The following is a 14,788-nucleotide window of genomic DNA, read 5'->3' as shown; positions in this document are numbered from 1 at the left end:
GTTTCGACATTAATCCTGGCGATCGTCTTTATGATCAAGGCGGTCGCGGTCATCATCCTTTCGCTGATACTCACCATCAAAAGTATTACCGCCACCGGTCCCGGCGCTAAAACCGCCGCCCGGCATACGGGAAAAGCGCAAATGCGGCATCAGCTTCACAGTCAGGTGCTTTTGCACTGGCGGTAATAAAAGAAGAAGGCCGAGGAAATCGGTGAAAAAGCCCGGTAATAAAAGCAACAAACCGGCAATGATCAACGAAACACTTTTAATCATTTCCGCCGCCGGGTTTTCACCCGTCGCCATTTTTTGTTGCATCAGCACAAAATTCTTAAAGCCCTGGTTACGTACCAGCGACATACCGATAACCGATGTGAATATAACCAATACAAGAGTTAGCAATACACCTAATACATGAGCAACCTGAATAAAGATTGAAATCTCAATATAGACATAAAGGAAAATGGCAATAAAAGGTAACCAGCGCAAAGGTTTCTCCTGTAATAGCAACCGGTTAAATCCGGATGCCTGAATGGGTTGCGAATCGCGTTCAGCTTATATTGTGGTCATTAGCAAAATTTCAAGATGTTTGCGCAACTATTTTTGGTAGTAATCCCAAAGCGGTGATCTATTTCACAAATTAATAATTAAGGGGTAAAAACCGACACTTAAAGTGATCCAGATTACGGTAGAAATCCTCAAGCAGCATATGATCCCGGTTATTCGACTGATGCAGGGGATAATCGTCGGTCGAAAAACATTCGAAACCACATATATTCTATGTGTTTAAAGCAAATCATTGGCAGCTTGAAAAAGAAGGTTCACATGTCAAACAACATTCGTATCGAAGAAGATCTGTTGGGTACCAGGGAAGTTCCAGCTGATGCCTACTATGGTGTTCATACTCTGAGAGCGATTGAAAACTTCTATATCAGCAACAGCAAAATCAGCGATATTCCTGAATTTGTTCGCGGTATGGTAATGGTTAAAAAAGCCGCAGCTATGGCAAACAAAGAGCTGCAAACCATTCCTAAAAGTGTAGCGAATGCAATCATTGCTGCATGTGATGAAGTCCTGAACAACGGAAAATGCATGGATCAGTTCCCGGTAGACGTCTACCAGGGCGGCGCAGGTACTTCCGTAAACATGAACACCAACGAAGTGCTGGCCAATATCGGTCTGGAACTGATGGGTCACCAGAAAGGTGAATATCAGTACCTGAACCCGAACGACCACGTTAACAAATGTCAGTCCACTAACGACGCCTACCCGACCGGTTTCCGCATCGCGGTTTACTCTTCTCTGATTAAACTGGTAGATGCTATTAACCAACTGCGTGAAGGCTTTGAACGTAAAGCTGTCGAATTCCAGGACATCCTGAAAATGGGTCGTACCCAGCTGCAGGACGCAGTACCGATGACCCTCGGTCAGGAATTCCGCGCTTTCAGCATCCTGCTGAAAGAAGAAGTAAAAAACATCCAACGTACCGCTGAACTGCTGCTGGAAGTTAACCTCGGCGCAACGGCAATCGGTACTGGCCTGAACACGCCGAAAGAGTACTCTCCGCTGGCAGTGAAAAAACTGGCTGAAGTTACTGGCTTCCCATGCGTACCCGCTGAAGACCTGATCGAAGCGACCTCTGACTGCGGCGCTTACGTTATGGTTCATGGCGCGCTGAAACGCATGGCTGTGAAGATGTCCAAAATCTGTAACGACCTGCGCTTGCTCTCTTCTGGCCCACGTGCCGGCCTGAACGAGATCAACCTGCCGGAACTGCAGGCGGGCTCTTCCATCATGCCAGCTAAAGTAAACCCGGTTGTTCCGGAAGTGGTTAACCAGGTTTGCTTCAAAGTCATCGGTAACGACACCACTGTTACCATGGCAGCAGAAGCAGGTCAGCTGCAGCTGAACGTTATGGAGCCGGTCATTGGCCAGGCCATGTTTGAATCCGTTCACATTCTGACCAACGCTTGCTACAACCTGCTGGAAAAATGCGTTAACGGCATCACTGCTAACAAAGAAGTGTGCGAAGGTTACGTTTACAACTCTATCGGTATCGTCACTTACCTGAACCCATTCATCGGCCACCACAACGGTGACATCGTGGGTAAAATCTGTGCCGAAACCGGTAAGAGTGTACGTGAAGTCGTTCTGGAACGCGGTCTGTTGACTGAAGCAGAACTAGACGATATTTTCTCCGTACAGAATCTGATGCACCCGGCTTACAAAGCAAAACGCTATACTGATGAAAGCGAACAGTAATCGTACAGGGTAGTACAAATAAAAAAGGCACGTCAGACGACGTGCCTTTTTTCTTGTGAGTAGTAACTTAAAAATAACAACCTTATATCAACTTGTTAAAAAACAAGGAAGGCTAATATGCTAGTTGTAGAACTCATCATCGTTTTGCTGGCGATCTTCTTGGGCGCCAGACTGGGGGGAATCGGTATTGGTTTTGCAGGCGGATTGGGGGTCCTGGTTCTTGCCGCTATCGGCGTCAAGCCTGGTAACATCCCGTTCGATGTCATTTCCATTATCATGGCGGTTATCGCCGCTATTTCTGCCATGCAGGTTGCTGGCGGCCTGGACTATCTGGTTCACCAGACAGAAAAGCTGCTGCGCCGTAACCCGAAATACATCACGATCCTTGCACCGATCGTGACCTATTTCCTGACCATCTTTGCGGGTACCGGCAACATCTCTCTGGCAACACTGCCAGTTATCGCTGAAGTTGCGAAGGAACAAGGCGTTAAGCCTTGCCGTCCACTATCAACGGCGGTAGTTTCCGCGCAGATTGCGATCACCGCATCGCCAATCTCTGCGGCGGTGGTTTACATGTCTTCCGTGATGGAAGGTCATGGCATCAGCTACCTGCATCTGCTCTCTGTGGTCATCCCGTCTACCCTGCTGGCAGTTCTGGTGATGTCCTTCCTGGTAACCATGCTCTTCAACTCCAAACTGTCTGACGATCCGATTTATCGCAAGCGTCTGGAAGAAGGTCTGGTTGAACTGCGCGGTGAGAAGCAGATTGAAATCAAACAAGGCGCGAAAGCATCCGTCTGGCTGTTCCTGCTGGGCGTAGTTGGCGTGGTTATCTATGCGATTATCAACAGCCCGAGCATGGGCTTGGTTGAAAAACCGCTGATGAACACGACTAACGCTATCCTGATTATCATGTTGAGCGTTGCAACCCTGACCACTGTTCTTTGCAAAGTGGACACCGACAACATCCTCAACTCCAGCACCTTCAAAGCAGGTATGAGCGCCTGTATTTGTATCCTGGGTGTTGCATGGCTGGGCGATACTTTCGTTTCCAACAACATCGACTGGATCAAAGATACCGCTGGTGAAGTCATTCAGGGTCATCCGTGGCTGCTGGCTGTTATCTTCTTCTTTGCTTCTGCTCTGCTGTACTCTCAGGCTGCAACTGCAAAAGCACTGATGCCGATGGCTCTGGCACTGAACGTTTCTCCGCTGACCGCTGTAGCTTCTTTCGCAGCCGTGTCTGGTCTGTTCATTCTGCCGACCTACCCGACGCTGGTTGCTGCGGTACAGATGGATGACACGGGTACCACTCGTATCGGTAAATTCGTCTTCAACCATCCGTTCTTCATCCCGGGTACTCTGGGTGTCGCCCTGGCCGTTTGCTTCGGCTTCTTGCTGGGCAGCGTGATGCTGTAATGACAAATCGCGGGGCATTCACGCCCCGCTTTCTTTCCCGCCGACTAACATCCTTTCCCCGTCCGTTGTATAGTGACCTCTCTCTTGCGGTTCCATCTGTTCTTGCGAGGTGTTTATGCTTGATGAAAAAAGTTCGAATACCGCGTCTGTCGTGGTGTTGTGCACCGCGCCGGATGAAGCAACGGCCCAGGAATTAGCCGCCAAAGTGTTGGCGGAAAAACTGGCGGCCTGCGCGACCTTGATTCCTGGCGCTACCTCTCTTTATTACTGGGAAGGTAAACTGGAACAAGAATACGAAGTGCAGATGATTTTAAAAACCACCGTATCTCACCAGCAAGCACTACTGGAATGCCTGAAGTCTCATCATCCGTATCAAACCCCGGAGCTTCTGGTTTTACCTGTTACACACGGAGACACAGATTACCTCTCATGGCTCAACGCATCTTTACGCTGATCCTGCTACTTTGCAGCACTTCCGTTTTCGCCGGATTATTCGACGCGCCAGGACGCTCACAATTTGTCCCCGCGGATCAAGCCTTTGCTTTTGATTTTCAGCAAAATCAACATGACCTTAATCTGAGCTGGCAGATTAAAGACGGTTACTATCTTTACCGTAAACAGATCCGCATTACGCCGGAACAAGCGAAAATTACCGACGTGCAGCTGCCGCAAGGCGTCTGGCATGACGATGAGTTTTACGGCAAAAGCGAGATTTACCGCGAGCGGCTGACGCTTCCTGTGACCATCAACCAGGCAAGTGCTGGTGCGACATTAACTGTCACTTACCAGGGCTGTGCTGACGCCGGTTTTTGTTATCCACCAGAAACCAAAACCGTTCCGTTAAGCGAAGTGGTTACCAACAACGCGACGCCACAGCCTGCATCCGTTCCGCAGCAAGAGCAGCCCACCGCGCAATTGCCCTTTTCCGCGCTCTGGGCGTTGTTGATTGGTATCGGTATCGCCTTCACGCCATGCGTGCTGCCAATGTACCCACTAATTTCCGGTATCGTGCTGGGTGGTAAACAGCGGTTATCTACCGCCAGAGCATTGTTGCTGACCTTTATTTATGTGCAGGGGATGGCGCTCACCTACACGGCCCTGGGTCTGGTGGTTGCTGCCGCAGGATTACAGTTCCAGGCGGCGCTACAGCATCCTTACGTGCTTATCGGCCTCGCTATCGTCTTTACCTTGCTGGCGATGTCGATGTTTGGTCTATTCACCCTGCAACTTCCCTCATCACTGCAAACACGCCTCACGCTAATGAGCAATCGCCAGCAAGGTGGCTCGCCCGGCGGTGTGTTTGTTATGGGGGCGATTGCCGGGTTGATCTGTTCACCATGCACCACCGCGCCACTTAGCGCGATTCTGCTGTACATCGCCCAAAGCGGGAACATGTGGCTGGGCGGCGGCACGCTTTATCTCTATGCGCTGGGCATGGGCCTGCCGCTGATGCTAATTACCGTCTTTGGCAACCGTCTGCTGCCGAAAAGTGGCCCGTGGATGGAACAGGTCAAAACCGCGTTTGGTTTTGTGATCCTCGCGCTGCCGGTGTTCCTGCTGGAGCGAGTAATTGGTGATGTCTGGGGATTACGCTTGTGGTCGGCGCTTGGCGTCGCATTCTTTGGCTGGGCATTTATCACCAGCTTACAGGCCAAACGCGGCTGGATGCGCATTGTACAAATTATTTTGCTAGCAGCGGCGCTGGTTAGCGTGCGCCCATTACAGGATTGGGCATTTGGCGCCACTAACATCGCGCAAACTCAGGCGCATCTCAACTTTACGCAAATCAAAACGGTAGATGAATTAAATCAGGCACTCGCCGAAGCCAAAGGCAAACCGGTGATGTTAGATCTCTATGCCGACTGGTGCGTCGCCTGTAAAGAGTTTGAGAAATACACCTTCAGCGACCCGCAGGTGCAAAAAACGTTAGCAGACACGGTCTTACTTCAGGCCAACGTCACTGCCAACGACGCCCAGGATGTGGCGCTGTTAAAGCATCTTAATGTCCTTGGCCTACCGACAATTCTCTTTTTTGATGGACAAGGCCAGGAGCATCCACAAACGCGCGTCACGGGCTTTATGGATGCAGAAACCTTCAGCGCACATTTGCGCGATCGCCAACCGTGAACGACACTTCAGTGGGAAAGACGGAGGAAAATAGCGTGCAACGTGAAGATGTTCTGGGAGAAGCCCTGAAATTATTAGAATTACAAGGGATTGCCAACACCACGCTGGAGATGGTTGCTGAACGTGTGGATTATCCACTGGACGAACTGCGCCGCTTCTGGCCAGACAAAGAGGCAATCCTCTACGACGCGCTGCGCTATCTTAGCCAACAGATAGATGTCTGGCGTCGTCAGCTGATGCTGGACGAAACGCAAACCGCCGAACAAAAGCTGCTGGCGCGTTATCAGGCGTTATCAGAGTGCGTTAAAAACAACCGCTATCCCGGCTGTCTGTTTATCGCTGCCTGTACGTTTTATCCCGATCCTGGCCACCCTATTCATCAACTGGCCGATCAGCAAAAAAGCGCGGCCTACGATTTCACCCACGAACTGTTAACCACGCTGGAAGTTGACGATCCGGCGATGGTGGCAAAGCAGATGGAACTGGTGCTGGAAGGTTGTTTAAGCCGAATGCTGGTGAATCGTAGCCAGGCGGATGTCGACACCGCACACCGACTGGCGGAAGATATCCTGCGCTTCGCCCGCTGCCGCCAGGGCGGAGCCCTGACGTAATTCGGATTTCTGGCTCTTTCGTATACGCATATAATTCCGCCAACACGGATATATAAAAGGGAATTATATGCGCCTGCTTCACCACTCCACACTTGCCGCTCTTTTTGTTATACCATTTTTTGCCAATGCCATAAGTGGCCTTACTTTCAGCCATAAAGACTGGGAACTCGCGTGCGATAACACCGGCACCTGCCGCGCAGCGGGCTATGGTGATAACGTCAGTACATTGCTGACGCGTCGTGCGGGTATATCCCCTGATACAAGAATAGAGGTAACTTTTTCCCAACGAGAACAAGGGCAATCCCCCATATCCACTGCCGTGCTTTTTATTAATAATCAAAAACAAAGGCCGCTTATTCCTGTTTCTGATGGCTATTTTTTGCTGGGAAGTGATATCAGGTCTGACTTTATTCGGGCATTACAACAAAATGACGTGATTGAATTTGAAGCCGACGGCGAACGTAAAATGCTCTCTCTGGCAGGATCTGACGCCGTACTGCTGAAAATGGATGCGTTCCAAAAACGCATTAACACCGAAAGCGCCCTGCTTAAGCCAGGACCTGACAACAGTTTCAAAGCACTCCCCGAATCTCCCACACCGCTTATCACGACACGCCCCGTTATCTCATCACCGAAAATTACACAACTAACGGAATTACAGCTCCAAAATATCCAGTCACAGCTTCAACTGACACCAGAGATGAACTGTAGCGGGACGGCGGAGGAGGGAAATAACCGCTATTACGCCATTCCGGTTGATAAAAATCATACGTTAATTCAAACAGCCTGTTTCGATATCTCCCGTTACGCCATGTGGCTAACTAACTCCACACTAACAGCCCCTCCGCAATTGATTACCAACGATGCAAGCGGCTATGAGGACGGAGAGATAAGAAAATTTGCCGAGCCGATACAGGTCTGGCGCTGGACCGGAAAAACGTTTGCATTAACCGATGAATACCGTAGCGGTGGTCGGGGAACTTTATCTGTTAACGGAGTCTGGACGCTACCCACGTTCGTGAGCCATGTCCGCACGCAACAAGACATCGACAAAGATAATGCCGCGCTAAAGTCCCTTCGTGATGCCATCAATAAAGAAAAAGCGATTAACCCAGAACTGAATCTGAAGAAAGTTGCCGACCAGTTTCCATTAATGGGGCAGTCTACGGATTTCTCCGTGCAAAGCATCGATGAACAAGATAATCCATTACCCGATCAAAAACCCTCAGCCGAAATCAGTGACGATGAATGGCAGGCCTTTAAACAATCGCCGGTAGGAGGAGTTTCCGAAAATGGGCGAATCGACTATGTGTTGGTTGATTTAGATGGTGACGGAAAACGCGATCTCATTATTAACTGCTATGTTGGTGGTACGGGGCTTTTCAGCTACACGGGCGTACTAAAACGCGGAGATAAGACATTTTATGCGGTAAAGAGCACTGACGATGAAAACCTTGAGATAGCAGGTGCGTTGTTCTCGGAATCCATACGTGGTGCTAACCAGTGGAGTCAATGGGTTCGCATAAACGACCAGGTTTATGCGCTCTGGTATAACGGACAGTTTGGTGAAGATAACCTTTATTTACTGCGACCTTTTATCAACACAGACAAAGTTCCTGTTGTGACTATTCGTCACCGCTATGCATTAGAAATAATGAAAGCCCACAGCAAAGAACTCCCGGCAATCAGTGGTAAAGACCGCAATGGGCTGTTGAAAGCTCTCGCCCGGATGCAGGACCATCTCATTAAAGATATGCCCTCAAATCAACCTCCTGCTGCTATATGCCCAATTCCACCAAACACGTCTGCCGCAGATGCAAATAACTACCGCTTCGGTGAGCCACTGCATTACGCCTTTGAAACGGTTGCCGTCATTCCCGTCTGGTTGAATAACAAATGCTACCTGGGTACTGTTGCCAGTCATCACGGTTATTACCAGAATGGCGTAGATGCAGAAATAATTATCGACTCCCCGAGACAAGAAGACGGTTTTATACCGGGCTATTCGCTTACGGGTAAACGGCATGTCACCGCAATCCAAAGCGGCTGGAAACCGCGGGAAGGTGATATGGGAGTGATGTAATTTTCCGCAGTAATGGTCCAGAACTGCGCAAATTGCCGCAAAGATAAGCAACCAGACAGCAAAACGTGAAATTGAGTTGACGAGATGTGCAGATTACGGTTTAATGCGCCCCGTTGCCCGGATAGCTCAGTCGGTAGAGCAGGGGATTGAAAATCCCCGTGTCCTTGGTTCGATTCCGAGTCCGGGCACCAAATTCATATAAGCGGACCTCCACGGAGGTCCGTTTTTCGTTTCAGAACGCCAGGATTTAAGCGTTCTGCCTCCAAAGCATTACTACCAAACTCAACCAAATTCTCTACATCACCAGCATTTTGCGGGTATATCCCAGTTCGAGAGAATTTCTCCCTATGCTATGGCAGCTATGGCACTGACTGACGCGAAATGTCGTGCGCCCCCGTGATGCTGTTGAACGTCACATGACGTCATCATGAGCGTAACGGTGTCGTTGCCGATGACATCCATAAAGCACAACATCAGGCAGAACGCCGTCTGATGAGATTTTCTGAATGAGAACAAAGAGAAATGCATCAGTCCGCTTGATCATGCAAAGACTAACAATCCATTAAAATAGTTAGCGTTCCGGGAATTATTTCCTGAACATTTTTCTTTGGCAAAGATGATGAATTTTGATGGTAAGGCAAATTACTTCTGCTTTTCATTAAAGTCCTTTTGTAATGCCATGTAATCAAGAAGTTTATGGTTGGTAAAAATAACGTCCTATATTCACTGATAATATGTAAACACATTCATCTATAGATGGTAAAAATAGGTTATGGCAATTATCATTGCACCATTCCCTTTTCGAATGAGTTTCTATTATGCAACAACCTGTAGTTCGCGTTGGCGAATGGCTTGTGACTCCTTCCATAAATCAAATCAGTCGCAATGGGCGTCAACTTACCCTTGAGCCGAGATTAATCGACCTTCTGGTTTTCTTTGCTCAACACAGTGGCGAAGTACTTAGCAGGGATGAACTTATCGATAATGTCTGGAAGAGAAGTATTGTCACCAATCATGTTGTGACGCAGAGTATCTCAGAACTACGTAAGTCATTAAAAGATAATGATGAAGATAGTCCTGTTTATATCGCTACTGTACCAAAGCGCGGTTATAAATTAATGGTGCCGGTTATCTGGTACAGCGAAGAGGAGGGAGAAGAAATAATGCTGTCTTCGCCTCCCCCTATACCAGAGGCGATTCCTGACACAGATTCCCCCTCCCACAGCCTTAACATTCAAAACACCGCTACGCCACCTGAACAATCCCCAGTTAGAAGCAAACGATTCACTACATTTTGGGTATGGTTTTTTTTCCTGTTGTCGCTAGGTATCTGTGTAGCACTGGTGGCGTTTTCCAGTCTTGAAACGCGTCTTCCTATGAGCAAATCGCGTATTTTGCTCAATCCACGCGATATTGACATTAACATGGTGAATAAGAGTTGTAACAGCTGGACTTCCCCGAATCAGCTCTCTTACGCGATAGGTGTGGGCGATTTGGTAGCCACGTCACTTAATACCTTCTCCACCTTTATGGTGCATGACAAAATCAACTACAACATTGATGAACCGAGCAGTTCCGGTAAAACATTATCTCTTGCGTTTGTTAATCAGCGCCAATACCGCGCTCAACAGTGCTTTATGTCGGTGAAACTGGTAGACAATGCAGATGGTTCAACCATGCTGGATAAACGTTATGTCATCACTAACGGTAATCAGTTGGCGATTCAAAATGATTTACTGGAGAGTTTGTCAAAGGCGTTAAATCAACCGTGGCCACAACGAATGCAGGAGATGCTCCAACAAATTTTGCCTCCTCGTGGTGCGTTATTAACTAATTTTTATCAGGCACATGATTATTTAATGCGTGGCGATGATAAATCATTGAACCGTGCCAGTGAGTTATTAGGTGAGATTGTTCAATCATCTCCCGAATTTACCTACGCGAGAGCAGAGAAAGCATTAGTTGATATAGTACGTCATTCTCAGCATCCTTTAGATGAAAAACAATTAGCAGCACTGAACACAGAAATTGATAACATTGCTACACTGCCAGGAATGAATAATCTGGCCATTTTCTATCAAATAAAAGCAGTTAGTGCTCTGTCAAAAGGGAAAACAGACGAATCTTATCAGGCGATAAATACTGGCATTGATCTTGAAATGTCCTGGCTAAATTATGTGTTGCTTGGCAAAGTTTATGAAATGAAGGGGATGAACCGAGAAGCTGCTGATGCATATCTCACCGCCTTTAATTTACGCCCAGGAGCAGACACTCTTTACTGGATTGAAAATGGCATATTCCAGACTTCTGTTTCTTATGTTGTCCCTTATCTCGACAAATTTCTTGCTTCAGAATAAGAAAATCCTGGGTTGATTCATTCACGGGAATTCTGAGTGTTGAGTTTTTGTATATTTTTATTGGTATAATATGTTGCAGCAATTTATTTGCTGCATAATTTTTATCACATTAACTTAACCATCAACTTTCTCGCAACTCATTGTAAACATTGAATGTTTATCTTTTCATGATATCAACCTGCGATCCTCATGTGTTAATAAAAAACCTCAAGTTCTCACTTACAGAAACTTTTGTGTTATTTCACCTAATCTTTAGGATTAATCCCTTTTTCGTGAGTAATCTTATCGCCAGTTTGGTCTGGTCAGTAAATAGTTATACATCATGACCCGGACTCCAAATTCTAAAATGAAATTAGGAGAAGAGCATGAGTTCTGCCAAGAAGATCGGGCTATTTGCCTGTACCGGTGTTGTTGCCGGTAATATGATGGGGAGCGGTATTGCATTATTACCTGCGAACCTTGCAAGTATCGGTGGTATTGCTATCTGGGGTTGGATCATCTCTATTATTGGTGCAATGTCGCTGGCTTACGTATATGCCCGACTGGCAACAAAAAACCCGCAACAAGGTGGCCCAATTGCTTATGCTGGAGAAATTTCCCCTGCATTTGGTTTTCAGACAGGTGTTCTTTATTACCATGCTAACTGGATTGGTAACCTGGCGATTGGTATTACCGCTGTATCTTATCTTTCCACCTTCTTCCCGGTATTAAATGATCCTGTTCCGGCAGGTATCGCCTGTATTGCTATCGTCTGGGTATTTACCTTTGTAAATATGCTCGGCGGTACCTGGGTGAGCCGTTTAACCACTATTGGTCTGGTGCTGGTTCTTATTCCTGTGGTTATGACTGCTATTGTTGGCTGGCATTGGTTTGATGCTGCTACTTATGCAGCTAACTGGAATACTGCGGGTACCACTGATGGTCATGCGATCATTAAAAGTATTCTGCTCTGCCTGTGGGCCTTCGTGGGTGTGGAATCCGCAGCTGTAAGTACTGGTATGGTTAAAAACCCGAAACGTACCGTTCCACTGGCAACCATGCTGGGTACTGGTTTAGCAGGTATTGTTTACATTGCTGCGACTCAGGTGCTTTCCGGTATGTATCCGTCTTCTGTAATGGCAGCTTCCGGTGCTCCGTTTGCAATCAGTGCTTCTACTATCCTGGGTAACTGGGCTGCGCCGATGGTTTCTGCATTCACCGCCTTTGCGTGCCTGACTTCTCTGGGCTCCTGGATGATGCTGGTAGGCCAGGCAGGTGTACGTGCCGCTAACGACGGTAACTTCCCGAAAGTTTATGGTGAAGTCGATAGCAACGGTATTCCGAAAAAAGGTCTGCTGCTGGCTGCAGTGAAAATGACTGCTCTGATGATCCTCATCACTCTGATGAACTCTGCCGGTGGTAAAGCATCTGACCTGTTCGGTGAACTGACCGGTATCGCAGTACTGCTGACTATGCTGCCGTACTTCTACTCTTGCGTTGACCTGATTCGTTTTGAAGGCGTTAACATCCGCAACTTTGTCAGCCTGATCTGCTCTGTACTGGGTTGCGTGTTCTGCTTCATCGCTCTGATGGGCGCAAGCTCCTTCGAGCTGGCAGGCACCTTCATCGTCAGCCTGATTATCCTGATGTTCTACGCTCGCAAAATGCACGAGCGCCAGAGCAACTCAATGGATAACCACACAGCGTCTAACGCACATTAATTAAAAGTATTTTCCGAGGCTCCTCCTTTCATTTTGTCCCATGTGTTGGGAGGGGCCTTTTTTACCTGGAGATATGACTATGAACGTTATTGCAATATTGAATCACATGGGGGTTTATTTTAAAGAAGAACCCATCCGTGAACTTCATCGCGCGCTTGAACGTCTGAACTTCCAGATTGTTTACCCGAACGACCGTGACGACTTATTAAAACTGATCGAAAACAATGCGCGTCTGTGCGGTGTTATTTTTGACTGGGATAAATATAATCTCGAGTTGTGCGAAGAAATTAGCAAAATGAACGAGAACCTGCCGTTGTACGCGTTCGCTAATACTTATTCCACACTCGATGTAAGCCTGAACGATCTGCGTTTACAGATTAGCTTCTTTGAATATGCGCTGGGTGCTGCTGATGATATTGCTAACAAGATCAAGCAGACCACTGACGAATATATCAACACTATTCTGCCTCCGCTGACCAAAGCACTGTTTAAATATGTTCGTGAAGGTAAATATACTTTCTGTACTCCTGGTCACATGGGCGGTACCGCATTCCAGAAAAGCCCGGTAGGTAGCCTGTTCTATGATTTCTTTGGTCCGAACACCATGAAATCTGATATTTCCATTTCAGTATCTGAACTGGGTTCCCTGCTGGATCACAGCGGTCCACACAAAGAAGCAGAACAGTATATCGCTCGCGTCTTTAACGCAGACCGCAGCTACATGGTGACCAACGGTACTTCCACTGCGAACAAGATTGTTGGTATGTACTCTGCTCCGGCAGGCAGCACTATCCTGATTGACCGTAACTGCCACAAATCGCTGACCCATCTGATGATGATGAGCGATGTTACGCCAATCTATTTCCGCCCGACCCGTAACGCTTACGGTATTCTTGGTGGTATCCCACAGAGTGAATTCCAGCACGCAACCATTGCTAAACGCGTTAAAGAAACACCAAACGCAACCTGGCCGGTACATGCCGTAATTACCAACTCTACCTATGATGGTCTGCTGTACAACACCGACTTCATTAAGAAAACGCTGGATGTGAAATCCATCCACTTTGACTCCGCGTGGGTGCCTTACACCAACTTCTCACCGATTTACGAAGGTAAATGCGGTATGAGCGGTGGCCGTGTAGAAGGGAAAGTGATTTACGAAACCCAGTCCACTCACAAACTGCTGGCGGCGTTCTCTCAGGCTTCCATGATCCACGTTAAAGGTGACGTAAACGAAGAAACCTTTAACGAAGCCTACATGATGCACACCACCACTTCTCCGCACTACGGTATCGTGGCGTCCACTGAAACCGCTGCGGCGATGATGAAAGGTAATGCCGGTAAACGTCTGATCGACGGTTCCATTGAACGTGCGATCAAGTTCCGTAAAGAGATCAAACGTCTGAGAACGGAATCTGATGGCTGGTTCTTTGATGTATGGCAGCCGGATCATATCGATACCACTGAATGCTGGCCGCTGCGTTCTGACAGCACCTGGCACGGCTTCAAAAACATCGATAACGAGCACATGTATCTTGACCCGATCAAAGTCACTCTGCTGACTCCGGGGATGGAAAAAGACGGCACCATGAGCGACTTCGGTATTCCGGCCAGCATCGTGGCGAAATACCTCGACGAACATGGCATCGTTGTTGAGAAAACCGGTCCGTATAACCTGCTGTTCCTGTTCAGCATCGGTATCGATAAGACCAAAGCACTGAGCCTGCTGCGTGCTCTGACTGACTTCAAACGTGCGTTCGACCTGAACCTGCGTGTGAAAAACATGCTGCCGTCTCTGTATCGTGAAGACCCTGAATTCTATGAAAACATGCGTATTCAGGAACTGGCTCAGAATATCCACAAACTGATTGTTCACCACAATCTGCCGGATCTGATGTATCGCGCATTTGAAGTCCTGCCGACTATGGTAATGACTCCGTATGCTGCGTTCCAGAAAGAGCTGCACGGTATGACCGAAGAAGTTTACATCGACGAAATGGTAGGTCGTATTAACGCCAATATGATCCTTCCGTATCCGCCGGGAGTTCCTCTGGTAATGCCGGGTGAAATGATCACCGAAGAAAGCCGCCCTGTTCTGGAGTTCCTGCAGATGCTGTGTGAAATCGGCGCTCACTATCCGGGCTTTGAAACCGATATTCACGGTGCATACCGTCAGGCTGATGGCCGCTATACCGTTAAGGTATTGAAAGAAGAAAGCAAAAAATAATTAGC

At 47.8% G+C, this 14,788-nt stretch carries 10 protein-coding genes, 1 tRNA gene and 1 pseudogene; 11 read left to right on the top strand and 1 reads right to left on the bottom strand.

Features of this window, described 5'->3' with window-relative positions; all coding sequences use genetic code 11:
* Positions 1–9 precede the first annotated feature (9 nt).
* Positions 10–486: an FxsA family protein gene (locus tag A9180_RS01975; RefSeq protein ID WP_044721443.1), complete on the bottom strand. Its 477-nt coding sequence runs from the start codon at positions 484–486 to the stop codon at positions 10–12.
* A gap of 336 nt (positions 487–822) precedes the next feature.
* Here A9180_RS01975 and aspA point away from each other — a divergent pair, with 336 nt between their 5' ends.
* From aspA to cadA, 11 genes and pseudogenes are all read left to right on the top strand, one after another.
* Positions 823–2,259: an aspartate ammonia-lyase gene (gene aspA / locus A9180_RS01970; protein ID WP_064525750.1), complete on the top strand. Its 1,437-nt coding sequence runs from the start codon at positions 823–825 to the stop codon at positions 2,257–2,259.
* Positions 2,260–2,376: 117 nt separating this feature from the next.
* Complete coding sequence (gene dcuA, locus A9180_RS01965) at positions 2,377–3,678, top strand: anaerobic C4-dicarboxylate transporter DcuA (protein WP_064525748.1); 1,302 nt, start codon at positions 2,377–2,379, stop codon at positions 3,676–3,678.
* Positions 3,679–3,793: 115 nt separating this feature from the next.
* Positions 3,794–4,132, top strand: a complete 339-nt coding sequence (cutA, locus tag A9180_RS01960) for a divalent cation tolerance protein CutA (RefSeq protein ID WP_064525746.1) — start codon at positions 3,794–3,796, stop codon at positions 4,130–4,132.
* Positions 4,108–5,805: a protein-disulfide reductase DsbD gene (gene dsbD, locus A9180_RS01955; protein ID WP_064525744.1), complete on the top strand. Its 1,698-nt coding sequence runs from the start codon at positions 4,108–4,110 to the stop codon at positions 5,803–5,805. Before cutA ends, dsbD begins: the two co-directional genes overlap by 25 nt.
* Positions 5,806–5,840: 35 nt before the next feature.
* The gene (locus tag A9180_RS01950; RefSeq protein ID WP_001188520.1) at positions 5,841–6,416 is read left to right on the top strand and encodes a transcriptional regulator; all 576 of its coding nucleotides are present in this window, start codon (positions 5,841–5,843) and stop codon (positions 6,414–6,416) included.
* Between the two features lie 67 nt (positions 6,417–6,483).
* Entirely contained in the window at positions 6,484–8,499 is a 2,016-nt protein-coding gene (locus A9180_RS01945) for a DUF1176 domain-containing protein (RefSeq protein ID WP_064525743.1), read from the top strand.
* Between the two features lie 115 nt (positions 8,500–8,614).
* Positions 8,615–8,690, top strand: a tRNA-Phe gene (locus A9180_RS01940).
* Between the two features lie 204 nt (positions 8,691–8,894).
* Positions 8,895–9,070 (top strand): annotated as a pseudogene (locus A9180_RS24675) (integrase); the annotation flags it as partial.
* A 247-nt stretch (positions 9,071–9,317) separates the two neighbouring features.
* Entirely contained in the window at positions 9,318–10,856 is a 1,539-nt protein-coding gene (cadC, locus tag A9180_RS01935; protein WP_064525741.1) for a lysine decarboxylation/transport transcriptional activator CadC, read from the top strand.
* Between the two features lie 365 nt (positions 10,857–11,221).
* Positions 11,222–12,556, top strand: coding sequence for a cadaverine/lysine antiporter (cadB, locus tag A9180_RS01930; protein WP_064525739.1), 1,335 nt, complete (start codon positions 11,222–11,224; stop codon positions 12,554–12,556).
* 79 nt (positions 12,557–12,635) lie between these two features.
* Positions 12,636–14,783: a lysine decarboxylase CadA gene (cadA, locus tag A9180_RS01925; protein ID WP_064525737.1), complete on the top strand. Its 2,148-nt coding sequence runs from the start codon at positions 12,636–12,638 to the stop codon at positions 14,781–14,783.
* The last annotated feature ends 5 nt before the right edge of the window (positions 14,784–14,788 follow it).

The sequence above is a fragment of the Escherichia sp. B1147 genome, from assembly GCF_001660175.1.
GTDB lineage: Bacteria > Pseudomonadota > Gammaproteobacteria > Enterobacterales > Enterobacteriaceae > Escherichia > Escherichia whittamii.
This window is presented reverse-complemented; position numbering and strand designations above follow the sequence as displayed.